Raw genomic sequence first — 24,854 nt, 5'->3', positions numbered from 1 at the left:
CTGTACTACCTTACAGCATAGCCTGCGGGTGGGATCCAGCTGGGGGCACGGTGCCGGCCGCGGTCATGCAGCACTCAGCGCTGGCCCTGCCAGGCGATCCGGAAATGGATCCGGTAGTCGTCCTGGTCCGGCAACACGTCGCTGGCGGGCACGCCTACCGTCAGGCTGCCGGAGAAGCCGCGACCGAGGTCCAGGAAGGCACCGGCGCCCCAGCTCGTCAGGCGCTCGTTATCCTGGTCCTCCTGGCGCACCCCGCCGTGATCAACGAAGACGAAGGGCTCCACGGCGGCAAAGCCGGCGTAGCGCAACTCCAGGCTGAGGTAATAGCCGCTCTCACCCGCGGTGGCCCCTTGCGGGTAGCCGCGCACGTCGAAAGCGCCGCCCACCTGGAAGAGCTGCGGTGAGAGCACCGCCTCCGGGCTGTCGGCATACTGCCACTCGGCCCGCGACAGGGTATAAAAGGCCCGGGGCAGGCGCTGCTCCCAGAGCAGGCGGCCATCCCAGAGCAGGCTGTCATCGGTCTCATCCAGTTCCCCGGCGCTCTCCCGGAAGTGGGCGTGGGCCAGGCGTTGCTCGACCTCGAGGAAGTGGGTGTGGGGACCGGGTTGGCCGTACTGGCGCAGGCGCACGCCTGCGTCCACCCGCGTCACCTCGTTGTCGGCGAAAGTAACCCCGTCCAGTTCGGTCTTGGAGCGGACATAGCCCAGGCTGCCGACGGCATCCCAGGTGCGGCGCTCGCTCCATGCCAGGGGATGGGTATAGCGCAGGGAACCACGCAACGATTCACCCTCTATGTCCAGATCGCGCAGCGGACCACGGACGATCTCGATCTCGTTGTAGGCGAGGCGGGCGGTGAGGGCCGCCCCGCGATGGCCGACAGGGGTGGCGTAGCTCAAGTCGAGGGCGGTGGCCCCGCTACTTCCCACCAGAAAGGCGGTGAACCGGTCGGCCCGGCCGAAGGGCGAATACCAACTGGCCATGCCGCCGATCCGCTCTTCACCGGTACTGCGTGCGCCGGCGTTGTCGGCAAAGAGCTGGTAGCGCAGCCGCGGGGGTTCAAGCATCTGCAGGACCACATCGCTTTCACCGAACGCCTCGCCCGGACGCAGCGCCACGCCGGCCTGCAGCGCCTCACGACGGTTGAATTCACGCACCGAGGCGCGCAGATCGGGCACCCGCAGCACCTCGCCCTCCTCCAGCGGGATACGGCCGCGGATGTACCGCGGTTCGGTGTGCTCGGCCCCCTCCACGGCCACGCTACCGATCCGGGCCTCCACCAGCAGGATCTGCAGCCGGCCGTCGACGATCTGCTGTGGCGGCACGAAGGCCCGGGCAGTGACATCGCCCTGTTTGGCATAGGCGCTGTTGATGCGTTCCACCAGCTCGTTCACCTGACCGAAACTGACCACTTCCCCGATGTATTCCTCCGCCAGCTCGGTGAGCCACTGCTCGTCCAGCAGCTCCGTAGGGGAGAAGCGGATCTCTCTGAGGAGGAACTCCACCGTCTCATCCTCCAGGTCGGGCAGGACGAGCTCCGGGATATCCAGCTCGGGTTCCTCCGGCCGTGGCCCGCGCTCCTCCAGGCGCTCACGCTCGCGCAACAACTCCCGCAACTGGAGCGCCGGATCGACGCCCGGCCCGGGTTCGGGCTGGGCGCCCGGTGTCTGCGCATGGACCGCACCCGCCGTCAGCAGGGGAAGGCAAACGACCACCGCCAGCAGCGGCGCCCGCCGCGATTCTTCCGAGCCCCACCGCTTCATTGAGCGCCATTCTCCTCTGCCCCGGATTGATCGTCATCGCCCTGCAACAGACCGGTCCAGTCCAGGTTAACCGGGAAGTCGGGCGGCGCCCCCGGCAGGCCGGCACCGACCACCTGCACCGAGACCTCGTCGTCCGGCCAGAAGGCCCGCAGCCCCGGCAGGGTGTCGGGGATCGGCACGATGCGCTGCTCCAGCCGACCGGCATCGCGCACAATGCTGCGACCATCCACATCGAAACGGGCGCGGTCGCGGCCCGGTTGATAGTTGACCAGCTCCAGGCGGTAGCCGGGCCGGTAGGCGCCGCTGAAGGCGTTGGTGATGGTGTGCCGCCCGTCCTGGTCGACAAAGAAGCGGTACCCCGGCTCATAGAGCTGGACGTCCACGTCGCGCCGGTCGGGCCGCTGGTTGTCGGCCCACAGGTGGACCTCCGGCGTGAACACCTCCAACCAGTGGAAGATGTCGTTGTCCGGCATGTCGACTCGCGTGGTGTTGGTCTCCAATCGGGCGCGGCGGGCATAGAGCCGCTCGACGATGAGATCGGCCGGGGTGTCCACGGACAGGTCCACCTCCGATGCGTAGTGCTCGACCAGGCCCACCACGTCCAGCGGCAGCGGGTCCGGGTTGGCGGTGTGCTCGATGTGCGCCTCGATGGCGTCGCCCTTGAGGTCCACCCGGTCGTGAACCCGCAACCGATCGATTTCGATGGCCTGGGGCGCGCGCACCTCCAACCGCCCGGTGGGCACGTCTATCAGATCGGCTCGCAAATCGGTGGTGCCGTGGAGGAAGGCGTGACCGCCCAGGGTGGTGGCGGAGCTGATCCGGGTGGCATCGAGGAACAGGAAGTCATCGGGCAGACCGATGCCCAGCGGGGCGATCAACCGCGTGGTGGCGTCCCCGCCCAGTGCCCGCAGGTGTAGCGGTTCCTCCAGGCCGGCCTCATTGCTGCCGATGATGAAGCCCGTCTCGCTGAAGACGAAGGCCGCCTCGCCGTCGCCAGCGGTGCTGGTCACCCGCTCCAGGGTGACATCCTCCCAGGCGCCGGCCACGACCCGGCCGCCGGCTTCCACATCGCGGACCACCAGCCCCCCTTCCGGCGCGAACACCTGGAAGCGGTCCCCGGCAGAACCGGTCACCCGGGCGTCGTCACCGTGGCGCAGGCGCATGGCGGCGTCGGTGACCGCCTCCAGGTCCCCCGGCTCAGCCGTGCTGTCCAGGGCCAGGAAGGCGTCGCGATCCACCGCGCCGACAAAGGTGCCGGCATCCAGCCGGATCTCATCGGCGGCGATGTCCAGGGTGCCGAAGTCCGCCAGCGGCGCGCCCGGCAGCGCCAAACGGGCGATATGCCCCTGGTCGGCAGCCAGCACGGCATCGCCCTGCTCGCTGAAGACACTGTCCAGGGTCAGGTTACCGCCCAGGGCGTGCAGGTGCACCGAGCCCACGGCCCGGGCGGTGATCAGGGCGCGGGGGTCCAACGCGGTGGTGAGCGGCAACCCCTCGGCGCCGATGCCGCCGCCGGCCGCCTCCAGCAGCACCCCCGCCGCACCGCCGCGGATGATGGCATCTTCCGGATCATCGCCCCGTGTCGGGTCGTCGTGGGCTTCGATACCGCCGCCGACCCGCACGCGGATGTCGCCACCACCCCAGAGCCGCTCCAGGGCGATGCTGGTGCCGGGGACACCCAGGAAGATGTCGCCGCCAAGGTCATCGGCGGCATGGTGCGACTGCCCCCCCTCCGTGGCGATGACCCCGGCGTAGCGTACCTGCTCGATCTCGATGCCGTCGAAATCGACCGTGTCGAGATCCTCCAGGGTGAGCCCGCCGGGGCCCCCGGTGCCGAGCAGGCGCAGGAAATCGCCCAGGTCCATGACCTGGCCATCCACCAACACCACCTCGCCGATCAGCCGGACATCGCCCGGCTGGGCGCTGACCAGGGCGGCGCGTTCCTCCTCGGTGAAATCAAAGTTGCTGTCCTCGTCCTCGGGGGCCGGGATCCAGAGCGGGTCGTCAGACGAGCCGATGGAACCCCGCGGCGCCTCGATGGCCACATTCTCCCCCTGGATAATGGTCTCCACCCGCTGGTACTGGGTGTCCACAGTCTCCAGCATCCGGTCCTCGCTGAGGACGTTGAGCAACTGCTCCTCGGTCCACTCCGCCCCTTCCGCGAGCTGGTCACGGACACTGTCCGGCGCCTGGTAATCGAACTCGACCCGTTCATAGAACAGCATCTCCCCGGTGGCCGGATCCTCGGCCAGCGGTTCCTCGACCACCGTACCCAGGTCCGCCAGGGACTGGTCGCCGTTGCCCTCCAGCAGCAGTTCGCCCAATTCATCGCTGAGCGCGCCGTAACGGCCCTCCAGCCAGGCATTGACCGCGGCGGTGTTGTCGGCCACGCCCTGCGGGTCCGCCGTCTCGTCCCACGCCTCCGGTGAGCCGTCGACGCCGGCCCGGTGGGCGTAAATGCGGGCCCGATCCGGGGCCAGGTCGAAGCCGCCGTCCTCCCCGGCCAGGCGGTCCAGCTCCCACCAGTCACGGTAGCGGCTCTCCACCGAGGCCTCGAAGGCCTCCACCTGATCCTCGACAAAGCGGGCTACGCCGCTGTTGGGCGAGCCGTCGTCGAGCATCCCCAGCGAGTCCCACATCTCGCCCAGGCGGACCATGCGGTCGGTATCGAGCTCGGCGTCGATGGCGCTGATCAGCTTGCCGTCGGCGATAAAGAGCCGGACATCGCCTTCGGCGGCGCGGAGCGCCTCCACGTGAATGTCACCGTCGACGGGCACACCGGCACTGGCCAGTCCGCGGGCATCTTCCGCGAGCAGGACATGGCCGGCGGCGCGGGCGGTTACGTTGGCGCTGCCCAGCGGAAGGTTCAGCCAATCCGGCAGCGCGTCCGGATCGTCCACCACAACCCCGACCCCGGAGGCGATGGTCAGCGGCAGCACGAATTCGCCCTGCTCCCTGCCACCGATAGAGCCGTCCCGGGCACGCAGATGCACCCGGGCGCCGTAGACCGTGGGCCGGTCGGGGGCGGTGCCGCGGTCGATCAAGTGACGGGCCGCGTCGATGTCCACGGTATGGCCGCTGAGCGTCCCCACCTCGCGCACCGGCAGATCGCCGCGCAGGCCGTCCAGGAAGACCCCGCCATCCCCGGCCAGGGCCACCAGCCAGGCATCGTCCGGCGTGACCTCGCCGTCACCCACGATCACCCGCAGCGGGGCGCCCTCACTGCCGACGGCGCCACCGGCCTCCAGAGTGAGCTGGCGACCCTGCAACAGCCCGCCCTGCTCCGGCTCCCGGATGCTACCGACGGTCTCCACCGTGGTCAGCCCCTGGGGGTTGCGCACACTGCCGTCGATGATCACGTCACCGATGCTCTTGATGTCGATGGTACCCACCGGGTTGCCGATGAACCCGACGTCGATAGCCCGGTCCGCCCGCATGGACTGATAGCCCGGCCCTGACGGCACATCGTCGTCCGGGAACAGCAGCCGCCCGGAGTCTTCATCCACGCTGTCGCCGTAGAGGTAGCGCATCCCTTCGCGGGGCAGGTACTGCGCGGTGGCCCCCGGACGGGGGCCGAAGCCTGCGTCCTGCTCCTGGCCATAGAAGGGGTCATCCTCGTCGACCACGGTGCGCAGCAGGAAGAAGTCATCGTCACGCTGCTCGCGGTCGAGCCGGGAGACGGTCTTGGCGATGGTGCCGAAGCTCCCGTCCGGGGCCGCTGGGTCCGGGTTCCAGTCGTGCTGGAAGACGGTCTCGATGGGGTTGCCCTCGCCGTCACGCTTGGCGGTATCCCAGATCCTCACGCAGGGCCGGCAGGGCGCTAGGCCCTCCGCAGAAATCAGCTCCTCCTCGGGCAGGTCGAAACTGGGCGCATGGGGTTGGGTCCCGGCGTCCAGGTCATAGAGCACCACATCCTGGTGAGTACGGAAGGCGTCCTCCCCGCCGCCGGTGGTATCCACCCGGATCTCACCGAAACCCGACAAGGCCCGGATCTCGCCTCCGCCGGTGCTCACCACGTCGCCCGCCAGGAAGATGTAGCCACCGCCCACGGCGGCGCGCTGGATGTCGATGCGGTCGGCCTCGGCATCGTAGAAGCTGGCCACGGTGCCGAGTTCCACGTCGAAGCCCTCGCCGCCGGTCAGCTGCAGGAACTGCTCACCGCTACGGCCGGCGTTGTAGGCGGTGCGGAAATCGTCCGGCACATCCGCCGCGTCGACGTCGGGGGCGAAGCCATAGCCCAGCAGGTGCCAAATGGAGGGCGGCAAGAACTGCGCCCAGAAGGGTATCGGGGCCTCCTCCACCTCCTTGGTGGCACGATAACCCTTGCCGTACCACTCCAGGTAATCACCCAGGCTGTGGCCCTTGTCGGCGTCGAAATCGAGGGTGGTCCCGGCATTCCCCAGCAGGTCGGAGGAGAAATCCAGCGTCCACTCGTCGAACCCGCTCTGGATCAGGCCATTGACATTGATGTGCTCGGCGCTGATGTAGATGTCGCCCCCGGCCAGGATGCGGCTGGCCTCGCCGGCGGCCTCGGGCTGCCCGCCGGCGTGGAAGAACCCGGGAATCCAGTTCTGCACGAAATTACCACCGGCGACGATCTCCACCGCGGCGGCTTCGATGCTGGCCGAGGAGATAATGCTGCCGGCCTGGTTGCCCACCTGCACCAGACCGCGCGGGTTGATGATGCGGGCGGTCACCGACTCGCCTTCCAGTTGGTCGGCGGGGTCCGGCTCGTGGCCCAGGCGGATCTCCGGGTTGGTGTAGAGGTGGTCCTCCTGGGGCGGGACCTCGAACTGGTGCACCACGCGGATCTCCGGGGTGGCCTCCACCCCGCCGGTGTCGTAGCGAAGCCCGCTTGGCAGTTCACCCACCCCGGAGACCCGGGTCGGCACGGCGATACCGCCGAAGGCGCCGCTCTCCTGGGCGATGGTGATGCTGCCGTCACGGCGGTCGTCGATGATCAGGTCGTTGACCTGCAGCCACTCGTTGGACTCCACCAGGATGCGAATGCTCGGCCCGCCCGGCTCCAGGAACTCGGCCGGCACCTGGTTGAGATCCCCACCGGCGAAGTCGCTGAAGATGGCCTCCAGGTCCGGGCCCAACCGGACCTCGCCACCACCCTCCACCGCATCCGCCCGGACGACCACATCACCACCGGTGGCGGTGATGTCCTCCACCTCGATGAAGGGCACCGCCCGGCCGCCGTCATAGGGCCCGTCATCCTCATCCCCCAGGGCAGCCAGGCGGCCGGCGAGGGTCTCGATCTGGGCGGCGGCGCGCCAGAACAGCAGACCGGAGCCCTCCGGATCGTCCGGATCCGGCTCCACGTATTCCCCCAGCAGATCCCGGTAGGCACCGACCAGCGCCTCCAGGTCACCGCGCACGTCGCGTTCCTCGAAGAAGTAGCCGACACCCGGGCTGGCCAGGATGCGTTCGTCGTCATCGTCGCCCTGGCGCACCCACAGGTATTGGTGCATGCCGCCGGCGCCCACCACCTGGCCGTCGATGGTGATGGTGCTACCCCGGACCAGGTCCTCGCTACGCACCTCCTTCGCCAGCGAGACCTCATCGGCACGGACCAGCCGGCGGAAGAAGTTGGCGATGGACTCGGCGGCGCGCCGGTAGATGTCCTGGCCCTCGCCCTCGCCCCGGGCCCGGTACCGGAAACCCACGGGCGCGATCAGATAGGCGTCCTGTCCGGCCTCGACCACGGCGTTGTCGGCCACGTCGATACGGCTGTCCACCACCAGGTCCGCATGCACGCGAGGGTCGTTCTCCAGCGGCAGGGCCCCCTTGTTGTACAGGTAGGTATCGGCCTCCACGCCCTTGCGAGCCGGCAAACCGCCGTCGCCCAGGCCGGTGCGCATGACCACGTTGCCGGCGGAGGCCAGCCGCGCGCCGTTGCCCACGGTGATCCCCTCACGCACATCGGCCTCCGCCTCGCTGTTGCCGCGGGCGAAACTGGCCACCCCGGAGGTGCGGGCGCGGGTATGAGCCACCAGGTCCAACTCGGTGGCGTTGGAGAGCACCACATCGCCACCGGCGGTGATGTTGGCGTTTCCGCCGATGATCACGTCGTTCTGGTGATCGGTGTGCATCACCGACTCGGCCCGGGCGATATCGATGGCGTTGCCGGTGTTCAGACGGGCGACCTGTTCGGCGGTGATCGCCTCGATGGCGCGGACCAGCAGGTCCAGCTCCACGTTGACCGTGGCCCCGGTGCCGATACCCGCCCGGGTGATCGTCTCAATATACGTGGCGCCGCGGCCGGCGGAGGCACCCAGCACCCCGCCGCCCGCAACCCGGATGTCGTTACCGGCGTCGGCGACGCGCTCCACCGCCTGCTCGGCGATCACGTCCACGTAGAGGGCGCGGATATCGGCGTGGTCGCCGATCCCGGCCTCCACTACACTGGTTTCCCCGTAGAAGGCCTCCCGCTCCTCGTCGACGTTGACGATGCCCGTGACCCGGTTGGCGTTATGGTACAGGCGGGCACCACTGGCACCGGCCACCGACGCGCGGCTGGTGTCCACCACGCCGGAGAAGCGGGTGTCCTGCAGCGCCCGGACATTCAGCACACCCACTTGCAGCGGGTCGCTGTGGTGGCCCAGCACCTGGGCCCGGTTATCGGCGGTGCTGAAGGTATGCACCTCCGCCGCGGCCCCGTCGATGGCGCCCCCGGTGGCAGTCTGGCCAAAGCCGTGGTCGTGGCTGCTGGCGTTGGTGGTGACATCCACCACGTCCGGCCGATCATCGTTGTCGCTGGCCTGGTTGTCGGTGCCGAGGATGGCGTGGGTCAGGGTGTCGGACTCCACCCGGGTCACGGTCATCCCGGCCGCGAAGGCGCCGTAGGATTCCGACGCACTGTGGCCGTGCTGCCGGCTGTGGTTCTCCGCCCGCAGGCTCACCACGCCACCGGGCAGGGTGACACCGGCCCCGGTCAGCGCCCGCGACCGGGCGTGATTGCGGGCCTCCGCCAGGGCCGCATTGGCCGATGCCAGCGCGCCGCTGCTGGCCTCGGAGCGGGCAAAGGCACTGTCGGCACCCGCCGGGCGGGCGACGTGGGCGTGCACCGTCAAGTCACCGCCGCCCAGAATGGCGGTTCCGTCACCGATGGCAGCGGTCACGTCGGCCGCCACCCGGGCGTCGGTAATGGCGGCCCCGATGGCCAACGCGCCACCGTAAGACTGGCTGGCGAGCACGGCCCGGGCGTGGGGCGTGGCGTCGGCGCCCAGCCGCACCTCACCGGCACCGGCGTCCAGGGTCGCGCCGGTGCCGATGCGGGCGTCCACCGCCGTCTGCTCATAGGCCCGGGCATAGCCGCCGTTGGCGGACACCAGCAGCGCGCCACCGCTCACCGCGCCGGTGGCGTAGGCGGTACGACTGCCGTCGTCATTGGCGATGGCGCGGATGGTGAAATCGGCCTCGTCCACCCCGTCGGCCAGCCGCACCGAGGCCTGGTCACCCACCACCGCTGCCACCTCGGCATTGGACGCGGCCTGCGAGAGGTTGGCACCGAAGGCGACCCCGCCGGCGAAGGTGCGGGCGTGGGTCCGGGCCCGGGCCGCGGGATCGGCCTCGGCCCACACCGACAGCCCGTCGCCGCCCAGGGTCAGGTCCGCCCCCGGCCCCAGGCCGGCGTTTACGGTGGCGGTGTCGGTGGCGAAGGCGAAGGACCCGGAGACCGCCACGCCCTTGGCGATACTCCCCGCGATGGCCTCGGCCTCGGCACCGTAGCTGCCCACCGGCAGGCTGCGTGCCCGGACATCCACCGCGCGCGCCTGCACCGCGGCGCCACCGGGGCCGTCTAAGTCACCGACGGCCGCTTCAACGGTGGCCGAAGAGTAGGCGCGGGAAACCGCCGCAGCGATGGCCCCGGTCACCGCTGCCGCCACCCCGACCCCGTCCGCGGTCACATCCGGCCGGGCCAGGGCATCCAGGGTCAGCGCGCCGTCGCCCAGCCGCAGGTCAGCGCCGTTGCCCACGCGCGCCTGCACCGTCGAGCGCTCCTCGCCCAGCGCCAGGGCGGCGGCGCCGCCGCCCACCACGCCGGCCCCGAGGGCGATGCCATCGACCGCCACGCCACCGTCGGAGACGGCGCTGAGGGAGAGATCGAAGTCCGCCGAATCCTCGTCGTCACTGCCGACGGCGGTGTCGTCGGCCACCTCGGCGATTACCGTGGAGGTTCGCGCCGCGCGGGAGATCGCCGCCCCCACACCGGCCACGAAGCCCGCGGCCACGCCGATGGTCTCGGCATAGGTCCCGCCGTGGTCGAAGGCGTCGATGGTGAGCTCGACGCCGGCGTCGTCGGCCGCGTCGCGCTGGAGGTTCACCGGGCCCAGGGTGGCACGCACCCCGGTGGTCACATCGGCATCGGCATAGGCGGCGGCCAGGCCGATGCCGCCTGCGGCCCCGGCCCAGGCGCGGGTCTCCGCCGCAGTGCCACCACCAAGGTCGTCGTGACCGGCTCGGATGGTGAGCTCGCCGACATCCAGGGTGCCGTCACCCCCGATTTCGGCCACCACCCCGTTACCCACCCGGGTGAAGCCCACCGCGGCGCCGAAGCCGACACCCCCCAACGCACCGGAGCCCACGTAGTTGCGGGTGGCCACCCGGTCATCGGCGGTCACGTCCACCCGGTCGGCGCGGAGATCGCTGGCATCGATGCGGGCCACCGTCTGGTGGTCATCGCCATCGATCACCGACTCGGTCAGGTTGAACTCGAGGTCGCTCTCCAGGCTGTCCCGCTGATCGTCGCTGAGGCTGCCGCCGACATCGTCCTCGGTGTTGGCGTCATTGTCCGGATCCCCCTCGAAACTGAAGTTGGCGAAGGTATTGGCGGTGTCCAGAGTGCCGCCGCCGTTGCCATTGAGCTCCCGCTCGAGACCGCCCTCCACGTCGTCTTCGGCGATATCATCCTCGCCCCGGGTGGGCGTCACCTCGCCGGCGCCCACCCCCAGGAGGATCACGCCGACCCCGGCGCTGAAGCCGGTCTGGCCGGCACCCAGGGTGGCGGTATACAGGCTCAGCTCGGCACTGCGCTCGGCGGAGACCGACACCGCGCCGGCCTCGATCGCCGCGCCGTCTCTGACCTCGGCGAGGACGGAGGCCTGGCCGCTGAAGACATTGGCGGCGGCCCCCAGGCCCATCCCCATGCCCAGGGAGGCACCACCGGCAAAGGCCCCCACCTCCAGGTGGTCGCGGGCGCGGACGTTAACCTGCGCGGGGACATCGTCGTCCCCCTGGCCGATGGCCGCGCCCTCGATCCGGGCCTGGGTGACGCTCTGTTGCAGGCTCAGGCCCAGGGTGCCGGCAATGGCCGTGCCGCCGGCGGCACCGCTGGCGGCAATGGTTCCGAAGCGGTTCAACGACTCCGCAGCCACGTCCACCTCGCCCTCCACCGAGAGCCGGGAACGGTCCTGATCGCTGTCGGCGATGCGGGCCACGGTGACGGCGTCCACCACCGCCACGTTGAAGGAGCCGGCGGCGGCCGCGGCACCCACCGAGACGGTGCCGGTGAGCATCGTCACCCCGGTGTCGCTGTCCGCCTGCACGCCCACGTCGCCCGCCTCCAGGCGACTGCCGGTGACCTCCGCCAGGGTCTGCGCCCCCAGCCGGCTGACCACCCCGCCGCCGGCCAGGCTGGCGTAGGTGCCGCCGGAGGCCCCGATGGCCAGGCCGCTGGTGCTCTGAGAACCGGCGGCGTCCACGTCGATCCGCCCCCCGGCGGTCACCGTGGCGTCGTCGATCCCGGCGCGGGTCCGGCGGGTGACCACATCCACCACCGCCGCACCGGAGGCACCGACACTGCCCAGGGCAGCGCCGATGACCAGGCCGCGGGTATGCACATGCCCTCCGGCAGAGACCGCCACATCGGTCTCCGAGCTGACCTCGCTGTTGCGGATACCGGCGGTGGTCTCGCCGGCGATGCGGTTGACCAACGCGGTGGCGGCCAACCCCACCCCGCCCTTCACCACGTTGGCGGAGATGCCGGCGGTGGCCAGGGCGGCGCTGGTGGTCTGATCGGAGCGGGCACTCACCCGGACGCCGTCCACCCCGCGATCATCATCCCGGACCAGGCGGCTGAGCAGGTAATCGCCCGCCTCGTCCTCCACCGAGAAGCCTCCGGTGCTACCGCCCCCGGTGCCGTCGCGGTCCTCGGCGGCGTCGTCGACCTCGCTGTCGTAGATCTCGACACCGTCCTCGTCATCAAACGTGTTCTCGCCGTCGGACTTGTCCACCAGCCCGGGGATGGCGTGCAACCGGTGGTCACGGCCACTGACCGTGCCCGGCTGTTGCGCCCGGGCGACCACCACGGTGGCGTCGCCGGGGTCCTCACCGCCGATCCAGGCGTGGGTCTCGCTCTCCACGATATTGACCGCGACGGTGCCCGCAGCGCCAAAGGCCTTGCCGCCGAAGCCGAGGCTGCCGGCCACCAACGCCACGTTGTCGCTGCTGGCGGCGTCCACCAGCACGTGGCCCTCGGCCAGCACGTCGGCACCGTCGGCGATCCGCGCCTTGGTCCGGTTGCCGAACAGGTTGGTGGAGACCGAACCGGCCACGCCGCCGACACCCCCGGCGGCGGCACCGGCGGCGATGGTCTGAATCTCGTTGTCCGAGCGGGCATCCACCACCAGGTGACCGAGATGGTAGTGGGCCTCGGCGTCGCCGCCGCCGGCGGGATCATCGATGGCGGCCGGCAGACCGGGCGCACCGCCGGTCACCTCGGCAGTCACCCCGGAGCCGATCTGGTTAACGGTCACTGCCGCGCCCCCGCCCACCTTGCCGCCACCCTGAATGGCAGCGCCCAGGGCGCGGATACGGCTATCCTGCGACGCCGCCACGGTGACCAGCGCCGCCGGGGCGTAAAGCCGGCTCCCGGTCAGGCTTGCGGTGACGGTGTTGTCGATCCGGCTCACGGTGGCGGCGCCCCCCAGGGCCACCTTGCCGGCGCCTCCGCCGGCGGCGCCCAGGGTGTTGATGTCACCGCTGACCTCTGCGGTCACATCCACCGGGCCCAGCGCTTCGATGTCGGCGCCGGTGATGTCCGCGGCAAAGCGGGATTCGATCTCGTTGTAGGCCACCGCCGCACCCAGCGCGACCTTGCCGGCACCGTTGATGGCTCCCGCCAGGCTCCAGATGGCGGCCTGGCCACCGGCGCCATGGTCGCCGGCGGTGATTCGCACGGCACCCGTGTCGCGCACCCGGCTGCTGCCCAGCCCGGCGCTGACATCGAGATCGATGAAGTTGATGATGGCACTGCCGTTGAGCGCCACCTTGCCACCGCCCCCGCCGGAGACGGCCACCCCGTAGATGTCGGAAGAGCTGCCGGCGTCGATGCTCAGGTCGCCCCCGGACAGCGCGAGATCGGCGTGGTTGATCTCGGCCGCCACCGCGGTGTCGATGGCGTTGTAGGCCACGGCGGCACCGATGCCGGCCTTGCCGGAGAAGGCGACGTTGCCGGCCAGGGCATCGATGCGGCTACCGCGATCGGCGCCGAGATTCACCGCCCCGGCGTCGATCTCCGCCAGGTGGACCGGGCCGTCGTCCGCCTGCGCACGGCTGCCGCCGATGGTGGCACGCGCCTCGCCACCGATCAGATTGGCGGCGCCGGAGCCCGCGATGGCCACCTTGCCCGAGGCGCCGCCGCCCACCCCCAGGCCGATGACCCGCGACCGGTCGGCGGCATCGACGCTCAGCTCGCCATCCACGCCGTCGATCCGGGCGCCGCGCACCTCGGCGATGTAGTCGTTGTCGATCTGGTTGCCACTGAAGGCCAGCCCGATGCTGGCCTTGCCGCTCGCGCTGATGCTGCCGGCCACACCGACAATGGCATCACCCTCCAGCGGGCCACCGTCGAAGCGGGCATCCTCGGCGGCGTCATCGTAGCCGCTGTCGATCTCCGCCTGGTCGCCGCCCTCGCCGGCGAACTCATCGCCGCCGGTTTCGTAGCTGTCATCGCCCCAGTCGCGATCACCTTCGGCCTCGGGCTCGGCCAGCGCGGTGCCCTCACCACTGAAGTTGTAAACGTGACCGCCACCGGCGGCATCGATGCGGTCGTCCAGCGCCACGCGTTCATCGTCACTGGCGCTGCGCGCCCGCACCCGCACCCGCTCATTGGCGGTGATCTCCGCGCGTTCCACGTCGTCGCCGTCGTCCCGGTCGGCGATCGCGGCCTTGGTGGTGTTGCCGATGCGGTTCAACACCACCGCGCCGCCCACCGCCCCTTTTCCGCCGTAACCCAGCACCGCGCCGGCACTGATGATGCGGGTGGCGCTGAGGGCATCCACGGTCACCTCGGCCACGTCGGTGATGCGCGTACCGAGAATGCCCGCATCGATGGTGTTACGCACCTGGGCCAGAGTCACCGCGGCGCCGAAGCCACCGCCCTTGCCGCCGAACAGCGAACCCCCACCGGTCCCGATGCTGGAGCGGTCATAGGCCAGCACCTGCACCCCGCTCCCGTCGTCGGGTTCGGGATCGCTCCCGGGGTCGCCGATGGTGCCGCCCTCGATGGTGGCCGCGGTCTCATTACTGATGTCGCTGAGGGAGACGGAACCGGCCACGGCGGCGGCCTTGGTGGAGCCACTGGCGGTGATCGCCAACCCCATGCCGACGCTGATCAACTCACCGTCGCGAAGGGCCTCCACCGTCACCTGGCCGGGTTGCTCGATCCGGGTGTCCACCAGCCGCGCCCGGGTGTGGTCGCCGAGCAGATTGACGCCCACGGTGCCGGCGATGGCCACCTGAGGGTCGCTGCTGTTACCGCCCAGCACCAGGGCCCCGGAGCCGCTGACGGCGATGGTGTCAACGGCGGCCACCGCGCTGGCGGTAACGTCGGTGGTGTCGGCATCGCGCGCCGCCAGCGACACGTCCTCGATGAGCGCCGTGGTGTTCAGACTGCTGAGGTTGACCGAGGCCGACCCCGCCACGGCGACGCCCAGGTCCGTCTCCTCGCTGTCGGCATCGGCGCCCGCGTCCGGGATGTCCGCACCCTCGTCGGGGAAGGTCTCCAGGTCGGGCTGGGTGGGGTCCGGGTTGGCAAGGTCGCCGTCCTCGTCCAGGTCGTCCGCCGACGCCTCCTGCTCATCCAGCGCCCCGGCTGGCTCGCCGGTCCCGCTCTGCACGGCCTCGGCGATGGTCTCATCCTCGGGGGCTTCCGCCCCTTCGGTGCGATCGGAGGTGACACCAATCACGTCATTGGTCAGCCCGGAGTCGGTCCAGTTGTCGGTGGCCGGCGGCTCGCCGGTCTCACCGGCGGCGCCGCCGGCGATGGAGGCACTGCCCACCAGGCCATCGCTGCGTGCGGCCACGGTGACCTGGTCGGCGGTAATCCCCTGTTCGGTGTCATCCAGCTCGGTGACGTCCCCGCCGCCGGCCATCGCCGGGCGGAGACCGGCCACATCGCCGATCACGGCCCGGGTATCGGTCCGCAGTTCGTTGACAGAGATGCCGACGCCGACAGCGACACTTTCGGCCAGGGTGATGGAACCGGCCACCGACCACCAGCGCAGATCGCGGCCGGCGCTGACGGTCAGTGCCGCGGCGTCGACCGCCGCCGCGTGGCTCACCGCGGCCACGGTATCGGTGTCCAGGCGGTTGACCACCACCGTACCGTTGCCGGCGAAGCTGGCCCCGTGGCCGGAACTGGGTGCAATGCCGATGGACTGGTCGAAGCGCTCGGCGTGCACGCCAATGGTGCCCTGCCCGTGGCTGGCGCTCACCACCGCGTGGTCGGCGATACCGGCGCTGACGTGGCCGCCGCGCTCCAACCAGGCGAAACCGGCGCCGATGCCCACGGTGGCGTCCCCGGCGACGCCGGCGGTGAGCAGGCCACCGACGTTGCCGGCGACGTCGATGGTGCGGACATCGGCCCCGGCGCTGACGGTGATCGCCTCGTTCCACCGACGGCTCAGGGCCGGATCGCCATTGTCCTGCGCCGGGCGCAGCTCGGTGCTCCAGCCGGTATCGCCAGCCGTGCCGCCGGCCGTCACCTCGGCGCCCTCACCGATCCAGGCGTCGGCGTTGACGTTGTAGCGGGCGAAGTTGACGGCGGCGGCGCCGTCGAAGACCCCGTCCTCCGATTCGGCCGCGGCGTTGGCATAGGTGGTGAGCCAACCGTCGGCCATGTCCAGCAGATTGGACTCCGCCTCGTCGTAGGTCAGCTCATCGTCGTCGTCCTGAGCCAGGTCGCGGAGGGTCTCGAGACCGTCCCAGGCAGGCCCCTCAAAGTGGTCCGGCAGGATGACGTCCGCGGCCACCCCGACGCGATGGGCGTCAACCACCGCCGAGGCGCCGATAAGTGCCTCCGCGCTGTTGTCCATGAAGGTCAGGGTGAGTGCGGCGCCGACCCCGACACCGACGCCGTCATCCTCGGGGGCCGTCTCCACCTCGGTCTGGGCGCGCCCGCGATAGCCGCTCTCGGCGCGCCGCGCGAGCACGGCCACGTCACCCGCGGCACCCCCGCCCGGGCCGCTGATGGTCACCGCCTCGCCGATGTGCGCCCCGGCCGAGTCGTCGGCACCGGTAAACGCGACCGCCGCGCCGACATTGACGTCGAAGCCGGCCTCTTCCGACTGGCCGGCACCGGGGTCCCCGGCCACGTCCTGCAGGCCGTCATCGACCCCCTCGTTGCCGCGCTCGCCCCGCTGCTGGACAAAGTCGACGGTGTTGAGGTCGCGATCGTCGCCGGTATTGTTCTCTCCGTTGCCGTTGTCACCCGCCTCCCCGGTTTCGGCCCGGGTGCTCGCGGCCACGCCGCGCCCGGTGGTCTCGGAGTCGGCGATCAGCACCACGTCGCCGTCGGTGGTGACATCCCGGTACAGCAGGGCCCGGGTGCCGGCCTCGGTATCCAGTACCGCGCCGGCCAGGCCGATGGCGACATCGCCCTGGGCCTCCGCCGAGGCCTGCACCTGGTAGTCCTGCAGGTCGAGGGCGTGGAGGTACAGGTCGCCCACCTCCAGGGCATTGTCCACGGGCTGGCCGTGGACTGCGGCGGTGGTATCCAGGGAGATGTCAGCGAAGGCCACCGTGCCGGCGATCCCGGCGGTGGCGTCGCCGCTGGTTTTGCTGGCGGTCAGGATCTCGGCATGCAGGTCGCCGCCAGCGGTGACCGCCAGGGCACCGCCGGCGGCGACCATGGCGCCCTCGTCGAGCTGCGCCTGGCTGGTCCCGTCGATACGGGCATAGGCCACCGACGCCCCCAGGCCAACGGCACCACCATCAGACTCTCCGGCTATCGGGGTGAGCACGATGGCCCTGTCCCGACGATCGGCGGACACCGACACGCCGCCGGTGTCGGCGCTGATATCCGCGCTGCCGGCCAGGCGCGCCCGGGCGGTGCTCTCCCGCAGGTGCCAGTTGACGCCGCCACCAACACCCACGGTGCCGGCGGCCGCCGCCTGCCCCGCCACGTCCACGGTCTCCACCCGGCTGCGGGCCGCCACGGCAACGGCATCGTCCCAGTGCCAGGTGGTGTCACCGCCCAGCTCGGTTTCCCAGTCACCGCCATCACCCACCGCGTGCAGGGTGGTCACATCGGTGGGATCGTCACCAGTGCCCACCAGCGCCTCGGCAGTGGCGGTCAGGTCCAGCAGGTTCACCGCCCCGGCGATATTCACCGTGCCGCCGGTCTCCGACGACGTGCTGGCCTCGCTGGTCAACCAGTCGTCCAGATCATCGCTGTCAGCGCCCGCAATGTCGTCCAGCCCGCCCGGCCCGTCCTCGTTGTCCTCGTCACCCCACGCCACCCGTGCGGGCAGATCCACCTCGGCGCCAACGCCGATGCGCCCGGCCTCGATGCGGGCACCGTCGGCGATCTCGGTACGGGCGATCTGGTCAAGCCGGGCGTAACTGACCGCCGCGTTGATGCTGTTGGCCCCGTCGTCACCGTCCGGGCCGGTGGCCTCGGTGCCGGAGCGGGCGCGGGTGGAGAGATTGTCCAACTGCCGGCGGGAGACGATGGCCACCTGGCCACCCGGTCCCAGCGGGCCGGCGGGTGGCAACAGCTGGGTATTGCCTCCGAGGGTGGTGCTGGCGCTGTCCCGGGCATCGGTGTAGGCCACCGCCGCCCCGATATCCAGGGCCAGGCCGCCATTGCCACCGGCACCCGGGGTCTCCTCCGGCTCGCCGGTATCCACGTCACCGACCAGACCGGCCACGTAGTCGGAGGTGCCTTGATCGTCGGCGGCCTCGTCCGGTCCGTCGTTGCCATTACCGCCGTTATTGTCAGCGTCCTCCGCGGCCCGGGTGGTGGCCACGGTGTGCTGCGCCCGGGTGATGGATTCCGCCAGCAGGGTCGCGTCCCCGCCCGCCCGCACCGTACCGTCCAGGACCACGCGGGTGGTGTTGTTCAACTCGGCCACCGCCGCCGCCAGCCCCACACTGATGTCGCCGGTGGTCTCCACCGAGGCCCCGGTGTGGATCGCCTGGTCGGTGCGCGCCACCATCCGCAGGTCACCGCCGGCGACGATGCCCACGGGGGGTTCAACGGTGTCGTCGGCGACCGCCCCGCCGGTGAGCAGCGTGCGGGTGGTCCAGTCCAGACCCAGGTAGGCCACCGTGGCGCCAAAAGCCGCCTCGCCCCCGCTGCCGAGCGTGGTGGTGGCGTCGACGGTGACATCGTGTTCCGTGAACGCCGACAGGCCGAGATCGCCCCCGGCGGCGAGGGTCGCCCCCTCCTGCACCTGGACGGTGGTGCCGCCATCCTCCGGCTCCGACTGTAGGAAGCCCAGGGCCACACTGCCGCCCAGGCCGACGTCAAAACCGTCGCCCACCTCGGTGACGGCCTCGGCCACCAATTCATTGTGACTGGCCGCGCGCAGGTCGATGTCACCGCCGGCCACAATGCTCGCGCCCTCTTCCACGGTGACCGCGGTCTGCCCGCTGATCGAGGCCAGGGCGAAGGCGCCACCGAGGCCGTCGCCGTCGGCATGCGCCTCGGCGCGGGCGGTGCGCTGCGCCTCGGCATGGATGTTCACGTTCCCGCCCGCGTCCAGTTCCGCACCGTCCTCCAGGGTGACGATGGCCGAGGCGTCCACCAGACCGAGCCCAAGCCCGAAGTCCGGCAGATCCTGGTTGTCGAGCTCGTCGTCGACGGCCTCCAGTCCGCTGTCGATGGCCGACTCGGCGACCTCTTCCAGCCCCTCCGGCACCAGCGCCTCGACCCGGCCCTTGAGCGCCTCCACCAGGTCCAGTTCCGCCTCCGCATCGACCCGGGCGGACAGGGTGATGTCCTCGGCCTCGATCCGGCCGCCGATCGCCACCTCCGCGTCGGCCCGGGTGACCCCGAGGTCCGACCGCCCGACGTTGTGGGCGCGCACCACCACGCCGCCATCCTGGGCCAGCAGGTCACCATAGACCTCGGCGCGGCGCTCACCGGCGATGACCAGGTCGCCGGCGTCGACGGCGATCCCTGCCCCGCTCTCCAGGCCGTCGATATTCACCGCCGAGCCGAACACCGCCTCGTGGTCGTCAATGGGGTCGGCGATCTCGATCCGGGCGCCGCTCTGGACCAGCACCTGATGACCGATCAGGCGCACGTGGTCGGCGTCGATCTCCCCCTGAATCTCGATGGTGGCTTCCGGGTCCAGTTCAACCTCGCCCCGCATCAGTTCGCCGAGGCCGACATCGCCGTCCAGGATCCGATCCAGTTGCGAGGAGCGGGGGGCGATGGCGGTCAGCGCCCCGGCGTTGATCGCCCCCTCCGCCCCCACCAGCATCCCGTGGGGCGTGGCGAACAGCAGGTGCCCTTCGCCGAACTCGCCGTCCAGCTGACTGAACAGTTCCCCGTGGATCTTAGCGCGGCTGTCGTAGACCAGGTTGATGAGGTTCAGGGTGCCATCGGGCAACACCAGGTCCGCCCGGTCCCCGCTGGCCAGGATGAACTCGGCAAATGCGTTGAGGCCGGTCCGGCCGGAATCGGTCAGCGATTCGGTGGTGATGGTGTAGCGGGTGCCGCCATCGACACCGGGGGCGTCGGAGATGTCGGTCTCGGTCTTGTTGTCCTTGACCGTAATACTACTGCCGGCGGCACTGGCAGAGGGGAAGGCCCCACCGCACGCCAACGCCGCGGAGATGGCCAGCGCCAGAGGATCCCGGCGCCACCCGGGTCCCTCCACCGGGTGATCAGGAACGGGCTTGTGCCTGCGCCGTCCCCGACGGGTCCCCTGCGTCCCGTTTTTCATACCTTCCCCCAGGCAGCAATCCCTACCGCGGACTCAAGCGATGGCATCGCCACCCGGGTCGAAGGACGCCAGGGCCCACGCCGAGAGGGAAACCAAGCTTAAGAACTAGGCAACTATGGCTGTCTTTCAGAATTAGTACAGACTCGGGACCGTGTCCAATCCAAGGGCGCGGCGGGTTCCCGGGCATCACGTACCGGTTGGGGAAACGAACTCACTCGAACGCCTGCCGGATCACATCCCGGTAGTTGCGGATACGGGCGACGAAGTGCACCGGCTCATAGCCGCGGGCGTAGCCGTAGCGCAGGTTCGGGTAATACCGCTCGTCGGAGAGCAGGGGCAGTACCTCGCGCATCTCCTGCCAGTCGTCCGGGTCCCGGCCCAGGTCGCGGGCCAGCTGGCGGGCGTCCAAAAGATGCCCGCGACCGACGTTGTAGCTGGCCAGGGCCAGGAAGGTACGGTCCGGCTCAGGGATGTGCTCGGGCAACCGCTCGTGCCGGTCGGCGAGGTAGCGGGCCCCGCCCATGATGCTCTGCTCCGGGTCCAGGCGGTCATTCACACCCAGGGACTCGGCCGTGCGGCCGGTCAGCATCATCATGCCACGCACCCCGGTGGGACTGCGCGCCTGTGGATCCCAGTGCGATTCCTGGTAGGCCAGCGCGGCGAGCAGGTCCGCCGGCATATCGGTCTCCGCCTCGGCCTGCTCAAAATGGCGCTGATAGCGCGGCAGGCGGCTTTCCATCCGCCGTTTCAGCGCCCGCAGATCGACGAAGTCGAACTCGCCGACATAGGTATAGTAGCGGTTCTCCATCGCCGCGATGACCTCGTCCCCGGCGCGGCTGTTCATCCACTCAAAGGCCTGCTGCGCCAGGCGTTCCTGGCCCTCGGCCAGGTACCAGCCCAGGTTCTGGCCCTCGGTCAGATCCATCGTGACGTCCAGGTGGGGCAGGTAGCGGCGGTTGAGGCGCACGATATTGGAGTCGGCAACGGTGCACGCCAACCGCCCCTCCTCCACCGCCATCAGCAGTTGTTCCGAACCGCGCTGATCCTCCTGGAAGGTCAATGCGTCATAGCGCTCCGCCAGGACCTCCAGCCGTTCCACGTAACTGGAGGCGGCCGTCACCTTTAACACCACCTCCTCCAGGTCTTCCGGGCTGCGGGGTTTGTCGGTCCGGTCCCGGTGACAGACCACCTGCTGGGTAATCTCGGTGTGGGCCGGGCCGCGCTCGAAGCGTTGGTTGCGCGAATCCAAGTGCGTCAGCCCGGCAGCGGCCAGGTGGGCGGCGCCGGCCTCCAGGTAATCCAGCACTTCCGCCGTGGTGGCCGCCACGGTCCAGTCCACCGTCCAGCCCCGGTGGTCCGCGAACGCCTCCACCAGCGCCACCTCCGGCCCTACCGCCCGCTCGTGACGGTCCAGGTAATAGGTGGTGGCGCTATTGCGCGTCACCACCCGCAGCACCCCCGTCTCGTCGGGGTGCTCCAGCCGGGGGCCGTCCTCCGGCCCGTCGGTACAGGCGTTGAGCAACAGGACTAGCACCACCGCCAGGATGGCAATCCACGTGCGCATGACCAGGCCCCCTCACCCCCGATGCCGGGCCGCCCGACCGCACCCGGCGGGCGATCCCACAATGACTGAGCAATTCAATCAACATCTTCAGTAGACTATGACGGCCATAGGGAATCAACAGGGAGCCGCCCCGATGCCGGCAGAACCTATCTGGCCCTTTGACAACAGTTACGCCCGGCTGCCCGAGCGCTTCTTTGCCCGTGTGCGGCCGACCCCGGTGGCACAGCCCGGTCTGGTGCGGCTCAACGAGCCTCTGGCCGAAGCATTGGGGCTGGAGGTGGCGGCCTTACGCGGTAAGGCGGGCCTGGCGATGTTCGCCGGCAACCGTCTGCCTGAGGGGGCGGAACCCATCGCCCTGGCCTATGCCGGCCACCAATTCGGGCAGTGGGTGCCGCAACTGGGTGATGGCCGGGCGGTGCTGTTGGGCGAGGTAGTGGACAGGGACGGCCGGCGCCGGGACATTCAGCTCAAGGGCTCCGGCATCACCCCCTTCTCCCGGGGTGGTGACGGGCGGGCGCCCATCGGACCGGTGGTCCGCGAATACCTGGCGAGCGAGGCCATGCACGCCCTGGGCATCCCCACCACCCGCTCGCTGGCGGCGGTGACCACCGGGGAGCCGGTGCTGCGCGAGCGGGTGGAGCCCGGCGGCATCCTCACCCGGGTGGCGCACAGCCATGTGCGGGTGGGCACCTTCGAGTACTTCCACTGGCGGGAGGATGTCGACGCCCTGAGGACCCTGGCCGATTACGTTATCGCCCGCCATTACCCGGAACTGGCAGACGACGCGCGGCCCCATCTCGCGTTATTGAAGGCGGTGATCGATCGCACTGCCGAGCTGGTGGCCCACTGGATCAGCGTGGGCTTCATCCACGGGGTGATGAACACCGATAACACCTCGCTGGTGGGCGAGACCCTGGATTACGGGCCCTTCGGCTTCCTGGACGCCTACCACCCCAGGACCTGCTACAGCGCCATCGACATTGAAAACCGTTACGCCTTCGACCAACAGCCGCGGATCGCGCACTGGAACCTCACCCGGTTGGCGGAGACCCTGCTGCCATTGCTGCACGAGGATGAGGACGAGGCCGTGGCGCGGGCCGGGGAGGCGCTGAACGGCTTCCTCCCGCGCTTCGAGGCCTGCCACCATGCCCGACTGCGGGCCAAGCTGGGCCTTGCCGAAAGCCGCCGCGGGGACATCGACCTGGCGCACGAGTTGCTTGATCTCATGGCTCGGCAACAGGCGGACTTCACCCAGGTCTTCCGCGCCCTTTCCGACGAGCGGATGGATGATCCCGACGAAGGGCCCGCCCGACGCTGCTTCGCCCGGCCCGAGGCCCTGGATGGCTGGCGCGCACGCTGGATCCAGCGATTACGCCAGGAGGGACGGCCGGAGCCGGCACGCCAGGCCGCCATGCGGGCGGTAAACCCCAAGTTCATCCTGCGCAACCACTTGGCCCAATGGGCGGTGGATGCCGCCACCGAGCGGGGGGATTTCGGCCCCATGGACCGGCTGCTGCAGGTGCTGACCCGCCCCTACGACCCGCAGCCGGAGGCGGAGGCACTGGCCGCCCCGCCCCGGCCGGAGCAGCAGGTCTATCAGACCTTCTGCGGTACCTGACCAGGGAGCCGAAGCCCGCCGGGAAGAGGGCCTCCCCGTTGGGCTTGGGGAGCCCCCTGGCATCGCCCGGAGCCCCGGGCAACAACGCTTACCCGGCGACCAGGGCCACGATGCCTGTAACGCCGGGAACGAGGCCCACCAACAACCCGAGTACCACAATCAGCAACCACAGCAGGGGGTGCTTCTCCCCGTCGAACTCTTCATGTCCAGCCATCGCCAGCCTCCTTGAATCGGTAGCGAATATGATGCTGAGAACCACAGCGTTGCCCTGTGCGTTGAGGGCGGGACGCCCCGGCCACCAGTGGCGGGAAGCGTCTTACCCCCTTTTTATTGCGGGTTTATCACTGTTGCAACCAAGTGTTTTTCTTGGGTTTTTTACTAACACTTACGCCTTAACTCTCACCGGAATGCGGCGTCGAGGCTGGCGGTCCGGCCATTGCGGCCGCGCGGCTCTCCGTGACGGGGGGCGGGCTCCGCGACCCTGTGCCGCAGTCTGCTGCTACACTGCTCCATTTCCCAGTGGGCACCATACGGCATGCTAAGGAACCGACTCGCGCGGCATCCGCTGGCCGTCATTGTCATCGCCCAGCTGTTCGGCACCTCGCTTTGGTTCAGTGTCAACGGCGTGGGGCTGGCCCTCAGCGAAGCGGTGGCGCTCAGCGACACCGGCCTGGGCCTGCTCACCATGGCGGTTCAGGCCGGCTTCATCACCGGCACCCTGATCATTGCCACCACGGGGCTCGCCGACCGGGTGCGGGCAAGCCGGCTGTTCGCCATTGCGGCGGTGACCGGCGCGGTGATCAACGCCGGCTTCATCCTGGTGGCGGGTGATCTCCACCTGGGGGTGACAGCCCGCTTTCTCACCGGCCTGTGCCTGGCGGGGATCTATCCCCTGGGTATGAAACTGGTAGTCAGTTGGACGCCCCGCTACGCCGGCGCGGCGCTGGGCTGGCTGGTGGGCATGCTGACCCTGGGCACCGCCCTGCCTCACCTGCTGCGCGGGGCCACCTTCGAACTGCCCTGGCAGTGGCCGCTGCTGCTGGCCTCCGGCCTGGCGCTGGTGGCGGCCTGGCTCATCCATTCCCTCGGTGATGGCCCCGAGCTGCCCGGACCGGCGCCGGGTGGCCGGCCCTGGGCCGGGCTAGCAGCCTTCGGCTGCGGCAACTTCCGGGCTTCGGCCTTCGGCTACTTCGGGCACTGCTGGGAGTTGTACGCCTTCTGGACCCTGGTGCCTTTCCTGGTCGGCCGCGAGATCGAGCGCCTGGCACTGGGCCCGGGCTGGCTGCCCTGGTTGGCCTTCGCGGTCATCGCCCTGGGCCTGCCCGGCTGCGTCTGGGGCGGGCGCATCAGCCGCTGGCTGAGCAGCTTCAATGTGGCCCGCCTGACCCTGGCCATCTCCGGCACCCTGTGCCTGCTCTATCCGCTGCTGGGGGATGCCCCACCCCTCTTCCTTCTGGCACTACTTGCCGTTTGGGGGCTGGCCGTGATCGCCGACTCGCCCCAGTTCTCCGCCCTGGCATCGGCGACGGCGCCGCGCGCGCGCCTGGGCGCGGCGCTGGCTATCATGAACGCCATCGGCTTTGCCATGACCCTGCCCGCCATTGCGCTAACCACCCATTTCTGGTCGCAGCAGGAGCTGGGGGTGATGTGGTGGCTGCTCCCCGGACCGGTGCTGGGCCTGCTGGCCCTGCACCGTATGAACCGGCACGCACTGCGGGAAATCTGAG

General features: G+C 70.1%; 6 protein-coding genes. 2 read left to right on the top strand and 4 right to left on the bottom strand.

Annotation, left to right across the window (positions count from 1 at the left end):
- Window positions 1–74 precede the first annotated feature (74 nt).
- The 3 genes from MLG_RS05375 to mltF form a co-directional block, all read right to left on the bottom strand.
- The gene (locus MLG_RS05375; protein WP_011628796.1) at window positions 75–1,760 is read right to left on the bottom strand and encodes a ShlB/FhaC/HecB family hemolysin secretion/activation protein; all 1,686 of its coding nucleotides are present in this window, start codon (window positions 1,758–1,760) and stop codon (window positions 75–77) included.
- Window positions 1,757–19,879, bottom strand: coding sequence for a leukotoxin LktA family filamentous adhesin (locus MLG_RS05370; RefSeq protein WP_041717924.1), 18,123 nt, complete (start codon window positions 19,877–19,879; stop codon window positions 1,757–1,759). The genes MLG_RS05375 and MLG_RS05370 overlap by 4 nt, the downstream gene beginning before the upstream one ends.
- A gap of 277 nt (window positions 19,880–20,156) precedes the next feature.
- On the bottom strand, window positions 20,157–21,509 hold the full coding sequence (mltF, locus tag MLG_RS05365; protein WP_011628794.1) for a membrane-bound lytic murein transglycosylase MltF: 1,353 nt from the start codon (window positions 21,507–21,509) through the stop codon (window positions 20,157–20,159).
- Window positions 21,510–21,642: 133 nt separating this feature from the next.
- Between mltF and MLG_RS05360 the strand changes: the two genes are divergently transcribed.
- Window positions 21,643–23,127 carry a protein adenylyltransferase SelO gene (locus MLG_RS05360; RefSeq protein WP_011628793.1) on the top strand — a complete coding sequence of 495 codons (1,485 nt, stop codon included), beginning with the start codon at window positions 21,643–21,645 and terminating at the stop codon, window positions 23,125–23,127.
- 88 nt (window positions 23,128–23,215) lie between these two features.
- Here MLG_RS05360 and MLG_RS15840 read toward each other — a convergent pair whose 3' ends face one another.
- Window positions 23,216–23,341 carry a hypothetical protein gene (locus MLG_RS15840; RefSeq protein WP_269490052.1) on the bottom strand — a complete coding sequence of 42 codons (126 nt, stop codon included), beginning with the start codon at window positions 23,339–23,341 and terminating at the stop codon, window positions 23,216–23,218.
- A 321-nt stretch (window positions 23,342–23,662) separates the two neighbouring features.
- Here MLG_RS15840 and MLG_RS05355 point away from each other — a divergent pair, with 321 nt between their 5' ends.
- Window positions 23,663–24,853, top strand: a complete 1,191-nt coding sequence (locus MLG_RS05355) for an MFS transporter (RefSeq protein ID WP_011628792.1) — start codon at window positions 23,663–23,665, stop codon at window positions 24,851–24,853.
- Window position 24,854 lies beyond the last annotated feature (1 nt).

The sequence above is a fragment of the Alkalilimnicola ehrlichii MLHE-1 genome, from assembly GCF_000014785.1.
GTDB lineage: Bacteria > Pseudomonadota > Gammaproteobacteria > Nitrococcales > Halorhodospiraceae > Alkalilimnicola > Alkalilimnicola ehrlichii.
This window is presented reverse-complemented; position numbering and strand designations above follow the sequence as displayed.